Origin of the sequence: Paraniabella aurantiaca, from assembly GCF_050309965.1 — a bacterium.
In the GTDB taxonomy this organism is placed as follows: domain Bacteria; phylum Bacteroidota; class Bacteroidia; order Chitinophagales; family Chitinophagaceae; genus Niabella.
Window position 1 is genome coordinate 1,571,456 of sequence record NZ_JBLOSY010000001.1, and the last position, 21,980, is coordinate 1,593,435.

The 21,980-nt window shown below is 42.6% G+C and carries 17 protein-coding genes, 1 pseudogene and 1 riboswitch; of the genes and pseudogenes, 5 read left to right on the forward strand and 13 right to left on the reverse strand.

Annotated features, from left to right (window positions below; genetic code table 11):
• The first annotated feature begins 133 nt into the window (after positions 1–133).
• The 3 genes from ACLOAU_RS06690 to ACLOAU_RS06700 all read left to right on the forward strand — a co-directional run bounded on the left by ACLOAU_RS06690 (position 134) and on the right by ACLOAU_RS06700 (position 5,103).
• The gene (locus ACLOAU_RS06690) at positions 134–2,272 is read left to right on the forward strand and encodes a peptidylprolyl isomerase (RefSeq protein WP_427861084.1); all 2,139 of its coding nucleotides are present in this window, start codon (positions 134–136) and stop codon (positions 2,270–2,272) included.
• A 100-nt stretch (positions 2,273–2,372) separates the two neighbouring features.
• Positions 2,373–2,879 (forward strand): DUF2480 family protein, encoded by a 507-nt coding sequence (locus tag ACLOAU_RS06695; RefSeq protein ID WP_427861085.1) that lies wholly within the window; start codon positions 2,373–2,375, stop codon positions 2,877–2,879.
• A gap of 196 nt (positions 2,880–3,075) precedes the next feature.
• Positions 3,076–5,103 (forward strand): M43 family zinc metalloprotease, encoded by a 2,028-nt coding sequence (locus tag ACLOAU_RS06700; protein ID WP_427861086.1) that lies wholly within the window; start codon positions 3,076–3,078, stop codon positions 5,101–5,103.
• A gap of 65 nt (positions 5,104–5,168) precedes the next feature.
• On the opposite strand, the gene ACLOAU_RS06705 is transcribed toward ACLOAU_RS06700, so the two are convergent.
• Positions 5,169–7,277 carry a S9 family peptidase gene (locus ACLOAU_RS06705; RefSeq protein ID WP_427861087.1) on the reverse strand — a complete coding sequence of 703 codons (2,109 nt, stop codon included), beginning with the start codon at positions 7,275–7,277 and terminating at the stop codon, positions 5,169–5,171.
• 118 nt (positions 7,278–7,395) lie between these two features.
• A complete protein-coding gene (gene corA / locus ACLOAU_RS06710) occupies positions 7,396–8,508 on the reverse strand; it encodes a magnesium/cobalt transporter CorA (protein WP_427861088.1) in 1,113 nt (370 codons plus the stop codon).
• A 103-nt stretch (positions 8,509–8,611) separates the two neighbouring features.
• Between corA and ACLOAU_RS06715 the strand changes: the two genes are divergently transcribed.
• Together ACLOAU_RS06715 and ACLOAU_RS06720 are read left to right on the forward strand one after the other, a co-directional pair.
• Entirely contained in the window at positions 8,612–9,082 is a 471-nt protein-coding gene (locus ACLOAU_RS06715) for an RNA polymerase sigma factor (protein ID WP_427861089.1), read from the forward strand.
• Between the two features lie 5 nt (positions 9,083–9,087).
• Positions 9,088–9,657: a hypothetical protein gene (locus tag ACLOAU_RS06720; RefSeq protein ID WP_427861090.1), complete on the forward strand. Its 570-nt coding sequence runs from the start codon at positions 9,088–9,090 to the stop codon at positions 9,655–9,657.
• A gap of 65 nt (positions 9,658–9,722) precedes the next feature.
• Here ACLOAU_RS06720 and kdsB read toward each other — a convergent pair whose 3' ends face one another.
• The 11 genes and pseudogenes from kdsB to dnaN form a co-directional block, all read right to left on the reverse strand.
• Positions 9,723–10,454, reverse strand: a complete 732-nt coding sequence (gene kdsB / locus ACLOAU_RS06725; RefSeq protein ID WP_427861091.1) for a 3-deoxy-manno-octulosonate cytidylyltransferase — start codon at positions 10,452–10,454, stop codon at positions 9,723–9,725.
• Positions 10,455–10,548: 94 nt separating this feature from the next.
• Positions 10,549–11,372: pseudogene (locus ACLOAU_RS06730) on the reverse strand (sterol desaturase family protein).
• A 123-nt stretch (positions 11,373–11,495) separates the two neighbouring features.
• The gene (locus ACLOAU_RS06735; RefSeq protein WP_427861092.1) at positions 11,496–12,029 is read right to left on the reverse strand and encodes an SRPBCC family protein; all 534 of its coding nucleotides are present in this window, start codon (positions 12,027–12,029) and stop codon (positions 11,496–11,498) included.
• A 105-nt stretch (positions 12,030–12,134) separates the two neighbouring features.
• Positions 12,135–12,533 carry a putative signal transducing protein gene (locus tag ACLOAU_RS06740; protein WP_427861093.1) on the reverse strand — a complete coding sequence of 133 codons (399 nt, stop codon included), beginning with the start codon at positions 12,531–12,533 and terminating at the stop codon, positions 12,135–12,137.
• Positions 12,534–12,610: 77 nt separating this feature from the next.
• The gene (locus tag ACLOAU_RS06745; RefSeq protein ID WP_427861094.1) at positions 12,611–13,726 is read right to left on the reverse strand and encodes a DUF5074 domain-containing protein; all 1,116 of its coding nucleotides are present in this window, start codon (positions 13,724–13,726) and stop codon (positions 12,611–12,613) included.
• 15 nt (positions 13,727–13,741) lie between these two features.
• Positions 13,742–14,866, reverse strand: coding sequence for a hypothetical protein (locus tag ACLOAU_RS06750; protein ID WP_427861095.1), 1,125 nt, complete (start codon positions 14,864–14,866; stop codon positions 13,742–13,744).
• 33 nt (positions 14,867–14,899) lie between these two features.
• Entirely contained in the window at positions 14,900–16,003 is a 1,104-nt protein-coding gene (locus ACLOAU_RS06755; RefSeq protein WP_427861096.1) for a YncE family protein, read from the reverse strand.
• Positions 16,004–16,013: 10 nt separating this feature from the next.
• Entirely contained in the window at positions 16,014–18,032 is a 2,019-nt protein-coding gene (locus ACLOAU_RS06760) for a TonB-dependent receptor plug domain-containing protein (RefSeq protein ID WP_427861097.1), read from the reverse strand.
• A 100-nt stretch (positions 18,033–18,132) separates the two neighbouring features.
• Positions 18,133–18,336, reverse strand: a riboswitch (cobalamin riboswitch).
• Between the two features lie 121 nt (positions 18,337–18,457).
• The gene (locus ACLOAU_RS06765; RefSeq protein WP_427861098.1) at positions 18,458–20,074 is read right to left on the reverse strand and encodes a PQQ-dependent sugar dehydrogenase; all 1,617 of its coding nucleotides are present in this window, start codon (positions 20,072–20,074) and stop codon (positions 18,458–18,460) included.
• A 93-nt stretch (positions 20,075–20,167) separates the two neighbouring features.
• Positions 20,168–20,791 carry a TPM domain-containing protein gene (locus ACLOAU_RS06770; RefSeq protein WP_427861099.1) on the reverse strand — a complete coding sequence of 208 codons (624 nt, stop codon included), beginning with the start codon at positions 20,789–20,791 and terminating at the stop codon, positions 20,168–20,170.
• Positions 20,792–20,863: 72 nt separating this feature from the next.
• A complete protein-coding gene (gene dnaN, locus ACLOAU_RS06775; RefSeq protein ID WP_427861100.1) occupies positions 20,864–21,979 on the reverse strand; it encodes a DNA polymerase III subunit beta in 1,116 nt (371 codons plus the stop codon).
• Position 21,980: the final 1 nt, after the last annotated feature.

The following is a 21,980-nucleotide window of genomic DNA, read 5'->3' on the forward strand; positions in this document are numbered from 1 at the left end:
TCAAGGCAACCACACACCTACTATGCGGCTAAACAAAAAAGTTCGGGCAGTTGCGCTCTAATTTTTCCACAATTTGTTGATACTTTCAAATACCCTATTTTTGCCGTCCTTTTATTTAATGTATTAATATATTATGTCGGTTATTCAAAAAATCCAGGACAAGTACGGCAAGGTTATGGCCGTAATTATTGCTTTGGCATTGGTGGTCTTTGTAATAATGCTTGCTTTTGAGAACGGAGGCAGCCTTTTTAGAGGCGACTCAACTACCATCGGTAAAATAAATGGCGAAAGCATAGATTTTGCCAGCTTCAATGCACAGGTAGAGCAGCAATCCCAAATGATGCAACAGAGAGGTATGGGCGCCAGTGGCGAAATGCTTTCTCAGCAGGCTAACGAAAGTGCCTGGAACACGGAAATTGCCCGGGTATTATTATCCCAGGAAGCAGAAAAAGTGGGTATTGAAATTGGTAAGAAAGAGTTTAATGACCTGCTATTTGGCAACAATCCTCCCCAGGAGTTAAAACAGGCGTTTACAGATCCTCAGACAGGAGTTTACAACCCCGCTATAGCTCAGCAACAAATCAACCAGGTTAAAACAAAGGGTACTGCAGAGCAAAAAGCTCAGCTGAATGCCTTTTTAGACCAGATGGTATTTCAGCGCCTGGCTCAAAAATATGATGGCCTGCTAACTAACAGCATCAACTTTCCTAAATGGATGATCGATAAAGAAAATGCTCAAAGCAGCCTGATCTCTAAGGTTTCTTTCGTAAGAGAGCCATATACAAGCATTTCTGATTCTGCAGTAAAGATTTCGGATGCCAATATTCAAAGCTATATCGACAAACATAAAAAAGACTTTAAGCAGATGGAGAGCCGCAGTATTTCTTATGTAGCCTTTAATGCGCAGCCTAACAGTGCTGACAGTGTACAGGCAAGAGAAAATATCCTGGCTTTAAAACCAGCCTTTGATAGTGCCAAAAATATGAAAGATTACCTGATGACCCAGGGTACCAATAACTATTATGATGGCTTTATCAGCGGTAACCGTATTCAGGTACCTATGAAAGATTCTATCTTTAAAGTAGGTGTTGGTAATATTTACGGACCATACCTGGATGGCGGATCATACACATTGGCTAAAATTGTAGCGGCAAGGCCCATCCCTGATACTGTAAAAATCAGGCACATATTAATTGGTACTGCTCAAACAGATCCTCAGAGTGGCCAGCAAATTCCTATCAGGGATACAGCTACTGCTAAAAAACTGGCCGATAGCGTAGCATTAGCTATCCGTAACGGTGCTAATTTCGATTCTTTAGTGGTTAAATTTTCTACCGACCAGGGAAGTGTAAATAATGGCGGTGTGTATGATAATGTTCCTTCGGGGGAAATGGTACCTACCTTCAACGACTTTATTTTTGGAAATCCTGTTGGTTCAAAAGGCGTGGTAAAAACAGACTTTGGATACCACTATATAGAAATCCTTTCTCAGAAAGGTAGCGCAACGGGTTACAAAATAGCGTACATACACAAACCTATTGAAGCCAGCGAGGAAACAGATCGTGTAGCAAATGAAGCGGCAACCAAATTTGCAGCAGAAGCTACCAATCAAAAATCTTTTGATGCGGCCGCAGCAAAATTGCAAAAAGAGAAAGGCATCTTTAAGTCAGTAGCGCAGGACTTACCTCCAACCGGGTCTATGATCCAGGGGCTGGGCGCTTCGCGTGCTTTGGTAAAAAGCGTTTACAATGCAGATCTTGGCAACGTAGTTTCTGAACGTGTTGGTGATTTTTATGTAGTGGCTTTGGTAACAGAGATCAATAAAGAGGGAACTATGAGCCCTGCAAAAGCAAGAATGATGGTTGAACCATTATTGGTAAACCAAAAGAAAGCAGAGATCATTACTAATAAGATTGGAAAAGTAACCACTTTAGAGGCAGCAGCAGCAGCTTTGAAAAAGCCTGTTGAAGTTGCAGACAGCCTTCGTTTTGCCGGACAGCCTTCAATGACTTTAGGCTTCGAACCCAAAGTAATTGGTGCGTCATTCAACAAAGCGAACGTCAATAAAGTGATCAGCGAACCCATAGCAGGTACACAGGGTGTTTATGTTGTAAGAGTTGACAACTTAAGCAACACCCCGGTTCAGGCGGCTAATGTGGATGAAGCAAGAAAAATGCGTTTTATGCAGGCGAAGCAACAAGCCCAGTTCCAATCGCTGCAGGCATTAAGAGAAGACGCGACCATCAAAGATTTCCGTAGTAAATTCTATTAATAGAATTGATTTATAAGATATATCAAATCCCGGCGCCAGCCGGGATTTTTGTTTTTGAGATAATTGAACAACCAGAGAAACTAATATGTTATTTTAAAGTATGGAAGAAATAATAAGGAACAAAGTAGCTGAAAGCGGAATTATTACCTTGAACCTTGAGGATTTTTACCCACGGGAAGAGGTAGTTATTTTCGATATCAAAGATTATTTATTTATGGAAATGATCTTAAAAGAAAAGAACTTCCGCGAGGCATTGAAGCAGCACGATTGGCAGCAATATGCTGGTAAAACAGTAGGTATTACCTGTACCGCTGATGCAATTATACCGCTTTGGGCTTATATGCTCATTATAACCTACCTGCAGCCGGTGGTGCGTTTTGTGGCAGCAGGCAATACTGAGGAAGTGAAGAAGAGATTACTGTTAAACAATATCAACGCTATTAATACAGCAGACTACGAGGATAAGCGGGTAGTGATTAAGGGTTGTGGAGATATGGGTATTGGAGAAGAAGCCTATGCCGATATTACCCGCGTTCTCTTACCTGTTGTAAAAAGCCTGATGTATGGAGAACCCTGCAGCACTGTTCCTGTATTCAAAAAAAGGTAACCACTGACTGGCAAACCGTCCTGTATTACTTTAATTACTGCGTTATAACGTGGTTGTGCTGCCTGCTGGAACCCGGCGGTTTTTGAATAGTGTATAAAAAATCCGCGTGCTGCATGGAGTTATTAAGGAAAGAACTAACTTAGCATTGGCTATCTAAATCAATAGTTTCTAGTCCCTAAACCAATCAGTTAGCGCCATGAGAGCTCTCCGCTTCCTTCTGCTTATCAGCAGCATGTTCCTCGGTACGAGGTCTATTTCACAACAAGCAATTTGTGGGTTCGATTTTGTAAATCAGCACTTACGAAAAAGCCCTGATTATGTCCAAAAATTAGCTGCTACGGAGTACAAAATCCAGCAGGATGTTGAAAGGATCATTAAAACCCGAGCACAGTTTCAAAACTTAAATATATTACCGGGGCCGGTATACGAAATACCTGTCGTTGTACATGTGATTGCTCCATCGGGCAGTCCTGTGGGCTGGGTAAACCCGTCAGATCTGCAGATCCAAGAGGCAATAGACCGGTTAAGTGCCGACTTTGCCGCAACCAGTACCCGGAGTGTTGGAGCGTCCACGCCAATAAAATTTACATTGGCTAAAAGAACACAAGACTGTAACGCAAGTACGGGCATTGTAAGGGTAAGTGGCAGCGGTGTTCCCGGTTATGATGCAAATGGGGTAGTGGTACCCGGTTCTCCGGCAAGTGTTACGGGTGCTGATAATGAGGCCATCAGAAGCCTGAGCTTTTGGCAGAATAATCTTGCATACAATATCTGGGTAGTTTGGAAAATTGCGGCAGATGTTCCCGCCGGAACTTTTGTAGGTGGTTATGCCAATTTGCCCTTGGAGACAACTTATTATCCGGCCTCTGTAAAGGAAGGGATGATGATTATAGCTTCGCAACTTATATCTTCCTCTTCTACTACGCTTACACACGAGCTGGGACATGCTTTTGGATTGTATCACACTTTTGAAGGTGGTGATCAAACCAACTGTCCACCTGTGACAGATGGAACGAACTGCACAACAATTGGAGATAAGGTTTGCGATACCGATCCGGTAAAGAGCCTGCTGCAGGGAGGCGCCTGTGCCATACTGAATACCGATCCTAATCCCTGCTACAACAATAACCCCTACAATGGTATTCAGAAAAATATAATGGGTTATGGCGGTTGCCTTGACCGGTTTACAGCCGGGCAAAGCGCAAGAATGATAGCTGCGTTGAATATTGCCCGGGCCGGTTTAATGACTTCGGTGGCTTCTACACCACCCCCCGCAACTACGGTTAAAGCCAATACCACCCAGGCGCCCTTAAACAACTCTTTGAATAATGTTACCAGCATTGGTCCCTGGAATGTAACGCTGGGTAGCCTGACCTACCAGTCTTATGGTTTTGTTGATGACGATGAGCAATTTTACCAGGATAATTCCTGCAATTTTGGAACTACGTTATCTTCTGCTTCGAGTCCCACGCTAACGGTTACAACAGGCGGTAATAACCAGCAAACTTGTAAGGCATGGATTGATTTCAATAATAATGGTACATTCGACAGTGACGAGCTTATTTTAAATAGTAATACACCTGCAGGCACCGGTGTTTATAGTCATGCTGCGCAAATTCCATCAGAGAAATTGAGCGCCGCTGGAACCGCTAAAAACCAATTATTGCGGATGCGGGTTCGAGCGGACTTTATTAATAACAGTAATTTTGGACCAGGCGGTGCGTTGCTGGTTGGTCAGACGGAAGATTTTTGGGTGAGTATTGAAGGAGCTTTACCGGTGATTTTTACCGGCGTGAGCGCGAAAATAAAAACTGATAAACTTTTGGTGAACTGGACAACAGAAAGCGAAACCAATAATGATCACTTCTTTGTTGAAGCCTCTTTTGATGGAGAAAATTTTGCACGAATTGCTAAAGTAGACAGTAAGGCTGCCAACGGCACATCCCTTTCTTCCCTGAGCTATAATATCGCCATTGCCAACACAGGAACGGTGGTTTCTTTGGGAGCAGCCCTGGTTACCATTTTCTCGCTGTTTAGCTTTAGAAGAAACAGAAGATGGATGCTTACCATGCTTATTGCAGCCGGCATTTTCATCGCCTGCCAGAAAAGAGGTCAGACCGGGGTGGATAGCAGTGACAATAATATTAAATACATAAGAATTGCGCAGGTAGATAAAGACGGCTCCGTAAAATTCAGCCGCGTGGTTTCGGTGATTTCACAATAAAGACCAATATTTAATAATAATGAAGGCGGAAACAGTTGATGCTGTTTTCGCCTCTTTTTTTATAGTTATCGGAGCTTAAAGTCCCAGATAGGCTCCTCTCCCTTCAAATGTTCAACAAAATAGTTCCAGAGTTTTTTCTGAAAATAGTCTGAAGCTTTCCCTACATAGCCGTGATGCTGACTGGGCAGGATCAGCATATCAAATTGTTTGTCTGCATTTACCAGTGCCTCAGCCAGCTTAAAAGTGGCAGAAGGGTTTACATTTTCATCAATACCACCATGTACAATCAGTAGTTTTCCTTTCAGGTTGCCCGCCATGGTAATATTGGAAACCTTATGGTAGCTGCTATCCACCGGCCAGCCCATATACATTTCCGGCCACCAGTCTTTTTCCATTCTGAAATCATGATCAGCAGAGCTGGCTACCGCGACTTTGTAAAAATCAGGAAATTCTAAAACCGCATGCCCCGCATCATAACCGCCTGCAGAATGGCCAAAAATGCCAACTCTGGTCGTATCCACCCACGAAAACTGCCTTCCCATAGCCTTAATAGCGATCACATGGTCCAGCAGGTTTTGCCCCATGTTTTTGTAAGATACATTATGAAAGGCCTTAGACCGCCCTGCTGTTCCCAGCCCGTCAATGGCTACTATTATAAATCCTAATTCGGCTAAGGCCTGGTTGCCCCTGCCGAGGGCTTTGGCAAAACCATTGGGGTACATATAAGTATGAGGGCCTGTGTAGGTTTGATCAATAACCGGGTATTTTTTAGCCGGATCAAAATTGGAGGGCTTCCAGATGGCGGCATAAATAGTTGTTGACCCGTCCCGTCCCAGGGTTGTAAATTCTTCCGGCAAAGGATGCCTCTTGCCGTCCGCAAGGTTAACCTGAGTATGTGATAGCTCTTTCAGGATCTTTCCGGTAGCGCCATCGCGCAACACAGCACGGTTCGGTTTCGACATGGTTGAAATATTATCAACCAGGTATTTGCCATCGGGTGAGAAGCTGATTTCATGATTTTCTTTTTCGGGGGTAAGCAAGGTTGTTTTACGGGTTTTAACGTTCACTTTATAGCCAAAATCATAATAAGGGTTAGTACCTTCTTTTCCCTTTGCGGTAAAGAAAATATCACCTGTTTTTCCGTTAATCCCGTTAATATCATTAATATAATAGTCTCCCTGTGTTAATCTTGTAAGCTTTCTATCCTTGAGGTTCAATGCATATAATTGCTTCCAGCCATCTTTCTCAGAGGTAAAAATAACCTGACCCCACTCATTAACCAGCCGGTAGTTGAAGTTGTCGATATTGGTTGGGCTTCTTTCGGTATACAAAAGTTCTTTTGTTTTCGCAGAGGGATCGTACAGGTACAAATTGATTTTCTGATAACCTCGTTCCCGCTCATAAATGATAGCTTTGGAAGTGCCTGGGATCCACTCAAAACCTACCGTATTTACATTCCTGAACTCATCTAACCGGTGCGCCTCTCCACTTGTTGCATTAAACACAACCGGGATCATATACACCATATCTGTATCACCCGGAGAACCTCTATAGTAGGACAGTAACTTAGGCTTATAGAGAGAGTCGATGCTCCAGTCCAGCAAATACATTTTTTTACCATTCCGCAAGTCGCAGATATAAGCCTGCAGCCATTTCGAATCGGGAGACCAATTCACAGCAAAGTGAGCAGGCCTTTCGCCGTTCTCTCCCTCTATTAATTCTCCCCAGCCATAGTAGCTGGCGTATTCATAATTTTTTGCCCCGTCTTTGCTTAACTGCTTTTCGCTATTGCTTTTCCCGTCTTTAAGGTACAGGTTATAATCTCTTACAAATGCTACCTGGTTTTTATCGGGCGAAGCCGCCTCCTGGTTGCGGCGCCGGTTGCCGCCCTCCCAGGCACGTTGGTTGGGCGTTTCGTCGGGCGTATCGGATATGGTACCTGTTTTAAAATCGTATTTTTTGCGGTGTGTGCCATTGGCATCCTGAATAGAATAGGTAAATCCGCTGCTATCTCTTAGCCAGCTGGGGGTAAGGCTGATATTCCAGATCATTTTCTTAGCCAGGTTATTTCTGAAATAGCTAACCGCCCTGTTGTAATCTTCTATGGTAATAGATTGGGCAAAAGAAAAGGTAAAAACAAAAATGCTGAAAAGCAGGGCCGCAAATTTCTTCATAATGATCATTTATTATTTCAGAACAAAGAATCTAAAATAACAAACAGCTACATTAAAAGCTGGCTGCTTTTTATCAGAATGTACTTATATTTTATCTGATACCGCAGGAAAAAATATCCTAAAACCAACCACGCTTTCTAAACAAGATGAGCATCCATGCGGGAATGATCAACATGGCTCCTACCGCAATCCAGAAGCCCCAATGCTGGCCACTTAAAGGAATAACCTGGAAGTTCATACCGAAAATGCCACCAATAACGGTAGCCGGGGCCAGCACACAGGTTACTATCGCCATCACCTTCATCACTTCATTCATTTTGAGGTTGACGTTGCTGATGTAAAGATCCTGCATGCCCATGATCATATCGCGATAGTTCTCCACGAGGTCTATGGCCTGCACCACATGGTCATACACATCTTTATAGAAACGTTCATTAAAATCGGTAAGCAGCTCACTGTCGCTTTTAATAAGGCCACTGATCACATCACGCACCGGGTAAATACTTCGCTTTAAAACAATAAGCTCTTTACGCAACACATTAATTAATGCCAGGGATCTTTTATTGGTTCCCCGAACAATTTCCTCCTCGACATCTTCAATGCGGTCGCGCAGTTTGTCCATTACAATAAAATAATGGTCTACTATTGTATCGATCAGGGTATAATAAAGATATTCGGCTTCTTTACCCCTGGTTTTACTGGTAGTAAGTTTTAGCCGCTCTCTCAATGCATTAAACAAATCTCTTGATGGGTCGTCCTGGAAAGTGATCACAAAGTTTTTTCCCAATACCAGGCTGATCTGCTCCTGCCCGATAGAGTTTTTTTCTTCATTATAATAAAGAATATTCATCAGCGAGAAAAGGATCTCGTCGATCTCATCCACCTTCGGTCGCTGATTGATACTGAGAATATCTTCCCTTAATAAAGGATGAATGCCATATTGATCTCCCAGTTGATCTACATCGTCTTTTCGTAACCCGTCTATATTGATCCAGATAATATGGTCGTTGCATTTCAGTGATAACGCCTCTTCTATCGAAATATTTTTGTATTCTTTAACCTCGGCTTTGTTATAAACATAAGCATTAATGATCACAGTAGCCGCCTCCTCCCTTATAGGAATAATGGTCGGATTTACCGTAAGAATCTCTTTAGTGCGCTCTGTACCGAAAAGTTCTAACAGGTTAGGTAAAAACAGGTAGCGCAAATATTTTTCAGGACGCATCTTCATGCAAGAAAGATAATTATTTTTTAGATGTTGTAAGATTTTATACTAATTACGCTACTTATGTAATATGCGAGACAAACCAGGCAGATATAAAAACTGAGGGAATATGGAAAAGCAGTTTCTACAACTCATTCACGACCACCAGGGTATCATTTACAAAGTAAGTGCATTGTATCGCGATAACAGGGAGGACCGGGAAGACCTGTTCCAGGAGATTGTATACCAGCTCTGGAAGTCATATCCCGATTTCAGGGGTGCATCAAAACCAAGTACCTGGATGTATCGTATTGCTTTAAACACCGCCATTGCTATTTATCGTAAACCCCGATTGAGAGTTACGCATTACACAGATTTACCTCAGCACCTTCACCCCTTGCAGAAAGAAGCTGAGTCTGAAAATGAGGAACAACTGTTTGAAGCGCTCCGGATATTAAGTGATGCAGAGAAAGCTATTGTGGCTCTTTATTTAGAAGAATTTAGTTACAGGGAAATGGCAGCAATAACAGGCCTTAGCGAAACAAATATCGGCGTAAGGCTCAACCGGATCAAAAATAAGCTGAAAGAAATATTAAAATAGAAGTTATGGAACTAAGTGAATTAAGATCGGGCTGGAAAAATACAGGCAACCACTTAAAAAGTGAGAAAGACCTGGAGAAAATGACAAAGATGATGAACCATCCGGTAGTAAAACGTATAAAGACCAGGCTGGTTATCCAATTAGTTATACTGCTGATATGTTTGTTTGTTTACTACGATTGGTTCGATGGCGACCAGAAACCCTTTTATGCTAACCTGGCCTTGACTGCCGGTTTGGTTTTATATCTGCTGAATGATATAGTTGGCTATATCTCGCTGACAAGACCCGTGAGAAACACTAATCTTAAACAGTCGGTAATGGATTATTTAGCACGGGTAAAGAGGCTTTCCTTTTTTTCTTTATTGGTAACTTTATTATACAGCAGTTCAATCGTTATATTTTTTACATCTACCATAGTTTTTACAAAAGAAAAGTGGCTGTTGCTCTTGTTTAGCACCATTATCGTTGTTCAACTCATCATCCTGTCTTCTAAACTCTGGTCCCGGTGGATTAAAAAGCTGAATCAGCAAATAGCTGACTTTGATATGACTGATGATAGCTCAGCCGGGGTATAAATGATTCTTTGCTTAGGGCAACGCTGCCCGAATGCTTATATGTTCTGTGGCGATTATTGAATAACCTAAGGGGTATTGTTAATTTGCTCCTTTGCTTTTTCGAGGTCTTCCGGTGTATCAATAGCGATATTTTTATAACTGGTTTCCGCCATGTAAATATCAATATCATTATACAGGAAGCGTAATTGCTCCAACTTTTCAATCTGCTCCAGTGGGGCCTGTGGCAAAGTCGTGAAGTTGAGTAAAGCGTTTTTTCGAAAAGCGTATACGCCTATATGCAGGAAGTAGTCGACTGCAATATCTGCATCACGCTGAAAGGGAATAATACTGCGGCTGAAATAAAGCGCTTTATTATTTTTATTAGTCACCACTTTAACCATGTTGGGGTTAGTTGCCTCAGCAGCATTTTCCATCTTTCGCATTAAGGAGGCTACCTGTACCTGTTCATTATCAAATAAACGAACCAGTTTTTCAAGAGGCTCTTTCTGAATAAAGGGTTCATCGCCCTGTACGTTCACGATCACCTCTACATCCAGGTTGCGTGCAGCTTCTGCAATGCGATCGGTACCACTTTCATGTTCAGTAAGGCTCATAATGCATTTGCCACCACGACTGGTAATCTCTTCATAGATCACATCGCTATCCGTGATTACATATACATCAGCAAATAATCCACTTTGCATGGCTGCTTCGTAAGTATGCGCAATAACCGGTTTATCGCCTAGCATTTTCATCAATTTAGCAGGGAAGCGTGTAGCCGCGTAGCGCGCCGGTATCATGGCAATTACTTTACTCATGTGCCAAAAATAGTGAATGGTGAATAGATAATGGGGAATAGTTAATAGTCTATTGCGGCGATAGCTAATCGATTCATTATTCACCACCGGCAATTCACCATTTCTTTTTATGTAGAAACGGATCTTTCAAAAGATCCAGGAAGTCCTCATCTTTTTCGTTAGGATAGTACCGGTCAAGCCCATATTTTATTTTAGATGGATGCAGGGTTGAAAATGTTTGAAACAATCTGTCCCAGATGGAAAATACGGCGCCATAATTACTATCAGTATAAGGCTGCATCCAATGATGATGCACTTTGTGCATATTGGGAGAAACTAATACATAACTCAGGGTTTTATCCAGCAGCGGAGGTAAGCTAATATTGGCGTGTGTAAAAGCCGTGGTGATCACCACCAGTGTTTGGTAGATCATCACACTATACATGGGTGCGCCACTGATAAAGATCAACAACAAAAAAAGATACCTCTTAACAGGCTATCTCCGGGGTGATGGCGCAAACCGGTAGTTACATCTACTTTATTGTCGCTGTGATGAATGAGGTGATAGCGCCATAAGTAAGGGTTTTTGTGCATAACCCAGTGTACCAGCCAGCTGCTGAAATCGAGCGCCAGCACGCCAATTAAGATAGCGCCCCATACATTGGCATTGAACCAGTAAACCATGCCGAAGCCGGCATTCCGGCACCAATCGCTTAACAATACAATGAAAACAGCCAGCCCGGTATGTATAATAAGATGCATTATCGTGAATCCAAAATTCACCAGTGCATGCCTGAACTTGGTGTTCCGGTACTGTAGTTTTACCAGCGGAATGGCGCCCTCGATAATCCAGAAAAAAAGAAGACCGCCCACAAGAAAGGCCATGCGTTCCAAAGGGCGTTGTTCTAATGTCGAAAAATAGGCAATAACTTTTTCCATCGGCGATCGTTTACCGGCAAGGAGGACAACTGGTCCTGTATCCTCATCCTTCTTAAAGTTACAAAAAAATTAAACCCGGTCCATCACTGACAGTCCGGGTTTAACAATAGCTTTGAGGGATACTTATTTTTCCAATACTTTTTTAAGATTTTCCAGGTTCGTTTGCAAATCGCTACCCACCAGTGCGTCCATGCATAAGTTCATCAGGTTAAACGGATAAGGACTCTTCCCGTAAAAACCCCATTCTACTTTTGTTTTGTTGCTATCTATGGGCGTTGTAATAACCGATGCCTGGTTGGTTCCTTCCATGGGTTCTTCAAACCGTATTTCTACATCAACCCTTTTGTTTTCGTCGATGGCCTTAATTTCCTGGGCGCCTTTTCCGGCATTTTTGTTTTTACTGTCCCAGGCATAAATGAAGCCAATAGTTCCGTCTGTACCCGTATATACTTTTTTCATCCCGGGATCTATCTGGTTCCAGATGCTATAATTATCCTGGTTTTTTAGGTATCTGACATAATTAAAAACTTCGGCTACCGGTTTGTTGATTACAACCTCTTTGGTAATGGCATAATCTTTTTTTACAAACAAGGCAATAATTAATAGTAAGGCAATTAACCCCAGTATTACAAAGAGGATGCGTTTTAGGATTTTCATTTTAAGTCAATTTGGTTTTATTAAAAAATAGGAAACTCAAAGGTAATTGCCATAAGTACCAATTGCTCTTGCCAAATGACAACAAATAAATCCTTTCCCAGTCCATTACTCCATCTCATACTCTTTACCACAGTCGAAACAGTGGTACACTTTATCAATGGGAGTTGCAGACCCAATGCCTAATACCGCGCTGGTGATGGTGCCTAACCAGTTGCCCGGCTTACGGGGAGTGCTTACCAGGTCGATATTTTCCGAACCACATTGAGGGCAGGGATGCTGTTGCTGGTACTCCTGCCGGTCAGTTGCTATTAAGGCTAATGCCCGTTCGATCTGCGGTTCGGCCACCATAAGCTTAATACCTCCCACCGCATTAGTAAGTATGGGATCGATGGTAACGGTATTTTCATCTTTCAGCCAGCAGTTAATATGTTCTTCCTGCAGGCGTCCCATGGTTACATGTGCGTTGATATAGTTATCAAATACGGCGGCAATTACAAAATTCATATATTAAAGTTAGCGCAATTCCAGACAATAAAAAATGCCGCACTCGCGCGGCATTTTAACAGGATCCTCAGCAATATTTAATGAAATACAGCCAGGCCCGGAAAGTAGATATGGTTGAAGTCTACCACAGATCCGTCGTTACCGTATTTAATATTTTTTATTAATGCGCCGGTACTTGCATTGTAGATCAGCAAATAATTTACACCCGATGCACCACCATAGCCTTGTATGCCATTTACAATAATATAGTCCTTGTTGCTATCATAGCGAACAGATCCATATACCATAAACGGCGCAATGTCAATGGAGATAAAAGGTTGGCTTAAAGATGTTGCATTACCGTCAACATATTTATATATGTTAGCTCCGGAGTGATAAAACACTGCGTTTTCTTTGGTAGAGGCTGTAAGCCTGGTTGGTGCATCCAGCCCGAAAGAACCTACTGCAACCGGTAGCATCACGCCAGTTGTGTCAAGGTTTTTATCTATGGCGATCAGCCTGCTCCCGGTAGCCGCCCAAACTTTTCCATTGGGTGTTTTGGCAAACCCGCGGCTGATATTACTAAATCCCTTTACAAAAGAATAATTGCTGGTAGATATAATTTTGGCGCCATTGCTCTGAAGTAAAAAAACATAGTTACCCGAAACCAGCATATCTCCGGTATTAACTGCCGATACTGATGTTAGCTTATATTGCGGTATTAAAGTATTTAAATTGAGGGCATACACTCCATCATTGGCGCTAACTAACCCTTCGGCACCTTTAATGCCCACAAGGCTTCTCCAATTGCTGGTTTCCTGGTTAAACCGCACTTCTTCTTTTAATGTTGCTGCGTCCAACCGGATAAGAGGGCCGTTTATTTTACTCATCAGGAAAAGCTTACCACTGTACATGGTTGCAAATTGCAGCGTACTCGTTTTAGCGGCATTCGATGTTATCTTACCCGGGTTTTCTTTTTCATAAACTTTGGTAGCAACAGTGTCTGCGCCATATCGATAAAATTGTACCGTTCCGGAGGTTTGACCATAGGAGCCCTCAGTTATAATAAAGAAGCCATTGGCATAAGGTGCTCTCTCAACCTGGTCAGGACCACCTATTGGCAGGTCATCATTTTTAGAGCAGGCTGTAAGGGAGATAGCTATTGCAGCTGTTATCGATAAGCGGGACAGGTATTTGTTGTTGAAAATAGTCATCAATTAAAATTTTGTTTATTTAGTTGTGTTGCTTGCAGAGAAATGCATGTCTTTGATACCGGTTATTTCGGTAGATACTTCACCTAGCCAGCCACCATCACCAAGTACACCGGTTTGAATTTTAATAAAGTCGATTGCTTTCAGATTCACTTTATTTCCAGTGACGTTTACCGCGTTGCTGATATCTACTTTTCCGCCACCATTAGCTTCTGTTTGATTGTCAGAATACCCCCAGTCGTAGGGAAGAGATACGACATAAGTGGGCCTTGACGGATCTACTTTTGTTTTCAGCCAGGAGCCTTTTAACGTGTAGCTGTTGGCTGTGATCCATTCGGGGAAGTAAGCCTGCCTGTGGAAAGTGTTTCGCTTTACAAAGCCAGTACCGCCTTTGTTGTCAGTCCAGGCAATGTCTTTATCTAAGGTTTCCGGGCGGAAATAAGTTACTTCGTAATCGCGGATATAAGTACCATCAGTTTTACCAAACTCGCTACCCGCCAGCTCATACCAGGTATCATCTGGTTTGCCATTGCCATTATCATCTACCATTACGTAAATGATGCCCGGCTCACTCCATTCGGTAAGCGCATTGCCTGTTACATCTATATCATTGCCATCTTTATTAGGAACACTGTGATCAAAGCCATAGACTACATAACCGCCCCAGGCGCCCAGGCTCACCATACCCGTTTTTCCAAGAAGACCTTCTGCGCTTACCAGGTTGCCTGGTGCTTTGTTAATGAACTGTCCCGGAGCCGGCACAAACTCAAACAAAGAAGTGACATATTGGTTGGTACCGTTTTCTCTTAGGATGGCCTCTACTTTTACATCAAAGCTGTCTTTATAAATACCATAATTATTACTGGCCTGGTAGTAAATTTTATAATTACCCGCCACTTCAAAAATGTGATTGAATGTACTGCTGGTCGAGATCAGTTCATTACCAACATGCCATTCTTCTTTTACCGCCGTGCCAACAGTAATGCGGGAAGTAATAGTAACAGCTTCTTTTATTTTTGTCTGGATAGTTTTTTCTGTTACAGATAACTCTATAATGGGCGCCGGAATATCGTCATCTTTAGAACAACTGTTTAAGAGCAACAAGAAAAATGATAGGATCGACAATAGTTTCAAATGTTTCATTCGTGTTTTTTTTGTGTTTAAATATTGTAGTTATTATTTCCGGTTAAAGAAGGCAATATGCCCTGGTATAATACCGGTTTTTTTAATCGTGCTTTTTAACCTTCCCTGCGCATCAAAGCAAAACAGGTCGCCAGCTTCCACATAGTCCCGCGCATCGGCTATATAAATGTTCCCATTGTTAGGATCAACAGCGATACCATAAGGGATTTCTATTTTCGTTCCGTCTGTAATAAAGGATCCGGGTAATACTGTTTGCGTCTTAAGGTCAATACGGGTAAATGAATGGTTCTTGGCTCCATAGTCAGCACCATATACATAAGCGGTATCATTTTGAATAGCAAAATCTTCCACTTTTACAGTGATAGAATCGGCCAGCCGATCAGTCTTTGTATCTACCACATATAGTTTATTGGTAGTTCCCCAGGGACAGATATATAAAGTACCTCTGCTGTCTTTTTTCAATCGTCTCAGGTTAGGGGCAACAGTGATGGCTTTAACAACGGTGAAAGAAGCAAGGTCTACTACCGAAATATAGTTTTCGAGGTTCGATTGGCTATAGCCCCCGCTGTTGGCTACATACAGTTTATTACCCACTATCTCCAATTCATCTGGCTGGCGGCCTACTTCCACCGTTCTTTTGATGGTTAGTGTAGCGGTATCTATTTCAAGCACCATTCCTTTTTCAGACGTGGTATAAGAGCTCAGGTAGGCAGAGCCATTGGCAAATGTGATATAGCGCGCATTTTCGATCGCTTTATGTGTATTATCGGTAATCGTCTTGATTCGCTTACCAGTAGCAGCATTCAGTATTTCAATTTTTTTTGACCAGTTCATCACCACATACAATTTGCTGCCATATATGCCAATATCATTGCCCGTATCACCCAGGCCCAACACTGCATCGGGGTTGTCTTTGGTAAACACATCCCTTGTGTAGATACCATTGTGCACATCGAAGTAGTCAAGGGTAGCGTTGTTATAGCCCCATCCTCCTTCATTTAAAAGATAGAAGCCGGTGCTGGTAGAGTCTGCTTCGGTTGACTGTGGCGGCGGGGTATACTCATGGTCCTTCCTGCAGGATCCCAGCAGGACCAATAGGGTAAAGAAGAGTAGCGTGTTAATTTGTTTTTGATTCATAGAAGTAGAATTATAAATGGAACGAAAGTTTTACGAGGTAGTTCCTTCCCGGCATAGGGTAGTTGATGACCACATCGTAGTATTGATTAAAAAGATTATTAACCTCGGCAGCCACAACAACAGAAGTTTTTCGAAGCGCCAGTTTTTTAGTAAGCGAGAGGTCGTGCGTATACCAGGGCATCAAATAATTTTGCGGATCGTTTTCCGGTAGCATGTATCGTTCGCCTGTATAGATAAAGCTGTAATTAATTCCCCAGTTTTGGTAAGATGCCTGCAAAGTTGCAGAACCACTGTGTTTGGGCGCATAAGGGATCAGGTGGCCATACGAGCGTTGCCCGTTTGTTTTATTAATGGCTTCCTGGTACGAATAATTGAGCGAGCCATTTAATGCAAGTTTTTCTTTTAGCTTAAGGAAGTATGATGTATGGATATCTATCCCTTTGATGGAAACAGCGCCCAGGTTGATCATGCTCCATCGGAATAAATTATTAGCAGGGATGGCTATAATTTTATCCTGCACCTTGTTGATATAGGCATCTGCCTGCAGGGTGATGCCCAGTTTTAGCGGTAAAAAATATTCGTTGTATTGTGCGCCAATATTGTATTGGTTTGAATACTCAGGTCTTAATGTGGTAGTGCCAACAATAGTGTAGTACAAATCATTAAACGTGGGCATTCTGAAAATGCGTTTATAAAAGGAGCGAAAGCTAAGGGGAATGCTACTCCATGGTTTCCAGGAAATATTGATCGCCGGAGTTAGTTCCTGCTTTTCGGTGGCTGCATCGTCGCGCTTTACTTTTTCGTTAATAAAGCTGCCCAGTAAATTGCCTGATATGGTTATGGGAGCCCAGGACATTTCCGTGGCTATAGCAACAAGTTTTGTACTACGTGTAGGATAGGCGAAGTCATCGAGGTTCGCCTGCATGCGGTTTATCGCCCAATCGGTTGCCAATGATAACTTCCACCATTTTTTGATGGTAAACTCATTCACCCATGAACTGTAATACTCCTGTTGCCGGTAGTTGTTATTGAGTGGCGCCCCTCCTATCTTTTTAATAGTGGTATCTAAGTAACGGGTAAAATCATTTGCATATTTAAACCGGAGTAGCGTTCTGTAGCGTTGCGAAAACCGGTGTTGGAAAGAGCCTTGTGTGAAAAAGTTCTGATCCCATAGCCGTTGTGAATTATAAAAACGCTCTGCAACAATGGCCCCGGGTAAGCCTCGCTCGGAGTTGTAAAAATACCCTTGTATTTTCCAGTGTGTGGTCGTGTCTTTATTGAGATTCTGTATAGCCAGCTCAATTCTTTGCGAAGCAACATCTGCATTTTGCCGTACAATGGAGGTATCGTAAGCCCATTTTTTATAACGTGTTTTATACCTGCCATGTGCGTTGATGAGCTCGGCACTGACGGTGGTGGCTATATTGGCAGTTACTTTTTGCTGCCAGTAAACAGAAGGATTAACAAGCCCGAAGGAGCCGGTTTTTAACGCAGCTTTTAAATGATACGATTGACTATCTTTAAAATTAGGTTGCTGTGTTGTTATATAAAAGGAGGATGCGCTGCCAAGGCTTTTTGCAGGCTGAAATATATCAGGATTCTGGCTATTGTATAATGAGATGGCTTCAACATTATCCAGTGAAAACTTACCCAGGTCGATGATGCCGTTTTGAGCATTGCCCAGTTGCATGCCATCATAAAATACACCCACATGTTGTGTTCCCATGCCACGCACGTTCACGGTTTTCAGCCCGCCAATACCTCCGTAGTCTTTTAGCTGTACACCTGAAAAATAACGGATGGCATCTGCAACAGAGAAGCTGTTTAAACGCTGTAATGCTTCGCCCGATAGCACTTGCACGGGCGAAACAGATGCAGCCAGGGACTTTTTTTTAGTGCCGTTTACCTGAACTTCTTCCAACTCACGGGTAAGTATGCTGTCGCCTGTTTGTGCACCCATCTCTTTGGGGCATAACAGTACCGACAGCAATAAACATAAGCCTGCCAGGGCTTTTAAAACATACTGCATTAACTATTTGATTAAATGAATCAAACAGCTTTGCGAACAACTGAAAACAAATATGTTGCTATAAAAAGCATTTGCGTTCAAGCTTCAGTCCACGAAAGCTTAACATCTGTCTGCTTTGGCAGGTCTCCTGACTTGTTCTCATTTTGAGCAGCCTTCCCGTTCCAACGTTTTCAGAACAGTGGCTAAGATTTGTCAAAATGTTTTTTAGAACTTACAGTAGCGGGACTGTTCAGGATTTGCACCTGATTCCCTTTTAATCAATAGCGCCCGGAAGGCGTATTGAACCAATGCGGCGCGAAGGTAGGTGTATTTTTTAAAGAAAAGGAGATGAATTATAAAAGGATAAAAGAGAAAGCTGTAATCTTATAAGAGGATTACAGCTTTTCAAAAGAAGAGTATAGGTTTTATCAGACTTAAAACGTTACTTACTCATTTACGACCTGCACGGTTTGTGAATACCGTTTGGTTCCATCCTTATCAACCTGGGCGATGCGTATAAATAAGGTATTATCTCCAGGACCTTTTGCTACATCTCTTTTGTTACAAGCGCTGACAACAATAAATACGGCTAATACCAGCAGAGATACCTGACCCCATTTTTTACCAGACCTGAATCCGGCAATAGTCAACACGGCTAAAAGTGAAATTCCCAACATCATGCCCAGGCTGTCTTTACCAAGCGTTATTGCATAGTTTATAGTGCTGCTGCTATTTCCATCAATGGCTTTGCTATCCACCGTTTTAATTGTTGCAAAGGTTTTACCATCAACCGATCCTTCAATCTCAAAATGACTGTTGTTGGTTTCAGACTGCGTTGTCCAGTTAATATATAAGTTAGCCTCTTTTCGGGTGGCCTTAATAGTTCCAAAGGTTACGGGCAATGCAGCGTTATCTATTACTTTATAAATAGTGTTACCAGATAATGACGCTGCATAAAGCGTTCCGTTTTCGGCCTCACCAAAAGCCACGATATCAGCCGGGAAACCCGCATCCGGTAGTTGAAGCATTTGAGTTCTGTCGGGAGTGATTACCCATTGGTTGTCGGACACATAATCTGCAAAAATATAATAACCGGCCAGGGACGGGAATTCGGTACCTCTATACACAAATCCGCCTGTAACAGATTGCCCGCCGACAGTATTATCGCGCCCATAGGTGTAGATTGGCTCAATATAATTAGATGCTGCCTGGCATCCTGCAGTATTATAAGAAGCCAGTCCTTCATAGCAACGCCACCCGTAATTGATACCACCGGTGGAGCCGGCCGGCCGGTAGTTAATTTCTTCCTGGGCACTCTGCCCAACATCAGCAATCCACATATCGCCGTTGGCCCTGTCAAAGCTCCATCTGAATGGATTTCTCAGGCCTATAGCCCAGATCTCGTCTGCTATATTAGGGTCGGATACATAGGGGTTGTCGGGGGGAATAGTATAGGGAAGTGTATTGACATTAATGCGAAGCATTTTGCCCAGCAGGCTATTACCGTTTTGTGCATTATTGGATGGATCTCCGCCGCTACCTCCGTCTCCCGTGCCTAAATAAAGAAAGCCATCATTGGGTCCAAACACTATTTTGCCTCCATTATGATTATTAAAAGTGGGATGCGGAATATTAATGACGATTTGCTTTGAGGCGGGGTCTGCACTGTTGCTATTGCCGCTGCTGACACTGTAACGTGCTACTTCCAGGCTAAAATCGGGGCGGGTATAGTAAACAAATAGGAAGCCATTGGTTTCGTAATTGGGATGAAATGCCAGGCTTAATAAGCCTCCCTCACCCGCCGTACCAACATCGCTAACGGTAAGAAAATCCTGGATATAGTTGAGGTTTTGGTCATATACACGAATGGTGCCTCCACGTTGCACTACAAAAAGCCGGTTACTGCCGTCGCCGGCATTAACAATATCGATAGGAGTTGTTAGGCCACCACCGGATATGAGGGGCTGGTAGCCAATATCTGGAGTTGTTTGTGAAAAGACCGGAACAATAAAAATGAAGCATGCCCAAAAGGTCAAAAGGGTGTTGAGGATGCGTTGGATCATAAAAATAGTTTAGGGGTTAAAAACTATCAGCAATGTCCAAAAAGCAAATATTGAGCCGTTCTGCGGTTCCTACCAGCTCAAAGTCAATATATTCTAAAACTTAATGTTTTTACGAATGGTGTCCATCAGGGCGTTTAAACCGTTCCAGCTACCCTGGAAAAATTGATCCTGCTTAAATGAGGGTTTGAATTGATTTTCAACTATAGCTTTGGCTTCATCATCACTAAGCAGCCGCGAAACAAACGGACCATAATCAATCCTGATACGTCGTAACTGTTTGCTGATGCTGACGGACATACATCGGTCACTTTTGCCATGAATACCCGACCACTCATCGAGTAAGATTTTATTACCCTGATCAAAGTTTTCGGCGGTTACTGCCGGATCGTTTACGGTTGTAATTCGGATAGGGATCAGGTTGCTTTTTTCAAATACCCTGGCAAGGGAATCCAGTTTTTTCTCTTCACCGGGTGTAAATATGTTTTCGTAATCGTATACGTAATTGATACCGGCCGGGGTTGCAACCTGTTGTGCAGGAAGAATTACTTTCGTTTCCGTTTTTCGTTTTGCAGCAGTGTTATTGACTTTGCCGGAAGAATTACATGCCGATGATAAGCATATAATGAAACCTGCCAACAAATACCATTTGTTGGAGAAGATGCCACACTTTAAGGAAGCGTGTCGAATTGTACGAAATTGTTGAAAAAGTGCTGTCATAATAATGGAACGATAACCCGGTTATGCCGGGAAATCCCTGAAAGGCAAAATCGATGCCATTATAGATAAAAACTATTGATTCAGCATCAACGGCATTACCAGCATCAACAGCTCCTCACTTTCATCCTGCTCAACCGGTTTAATCAAACCTGCTTTAGTTGGTGTACTCAATTCTAAGTATACCTCTTCGCTATGTGTGCTGTTCAGCATTTCGATCAAAAACTTAGCGTTAAAAGCAATTTGCAGGTCTTCACCGTTGTACTGGCATTTCATGCGCTCATTACCCTCGAAGCTGAAATCAACATCCTGTGCTGCTAATTGTAATTCGCTGCCGCTGATAGTTAACGCCACCTGGTAAGTGCTTTTGTTACTAAATACACTAACACGACGAAGCGCTCCTAAGAAATCTGTACGGATTACTGTAAGTCTGTACGGGTTTTCGGTTGGAATTACTACTTTATAATCCGGGAAGCGGGCATCAATTAAACGACAGCTCAGGCGGGTAGTACCATGGGTTACGAAAAAGTGGTTGGTATTATAATTTAAAGTGATAATATCATCATTATCAGGTAGCGCAGACTTTAGCAGGTTCAGCGGTTTACGCGGAACAATAAAATTATCACCGCCTGTTGCCTGGGCATCCTTACGTTTGTAGCGTACCAGCCTGTGCGCATCGGTGGCAACAAACTGAATACCATTTTTATCCAACTCAAAGAAAACACCTGTCATAGCCGGGCGCAGGTCATCTGTGCTGGTAGCAAACAGGGTTTTGTTGATTGCTGTTACCAGGGCCGAAGAAGTCATTGTAAAGGAAGTGGTATCATCTGCCGCAGGTTCTTTGGGGAAATTGTCGGGGTTTTCTCCCATTACTTTATACTTACCGCTATCGCTCGTAATTTCAACGCTGAAATTTTTATCAATATTAAAAGTCAGCGGTTGATCTGGTATATTCTTCAATGAATCGATCAGTATTTTACCCGGGATACAAACACGACCGTTATCCTTTGCTTCAATTTCCATCTCCGTTCTCATCACCGTTTCAAGGTCAGTTGCTACAATAGTCAGCTTATTGGCTTCAATTTCAAAAAGAAAATCTTCCAAAATAGGCAATACTGTATTAGCGTTAATAACGCCGGAAAGGTTCTGCAGTTGTTTAAGCAAAGCGTTCGATGATGCTATAAATTTCATC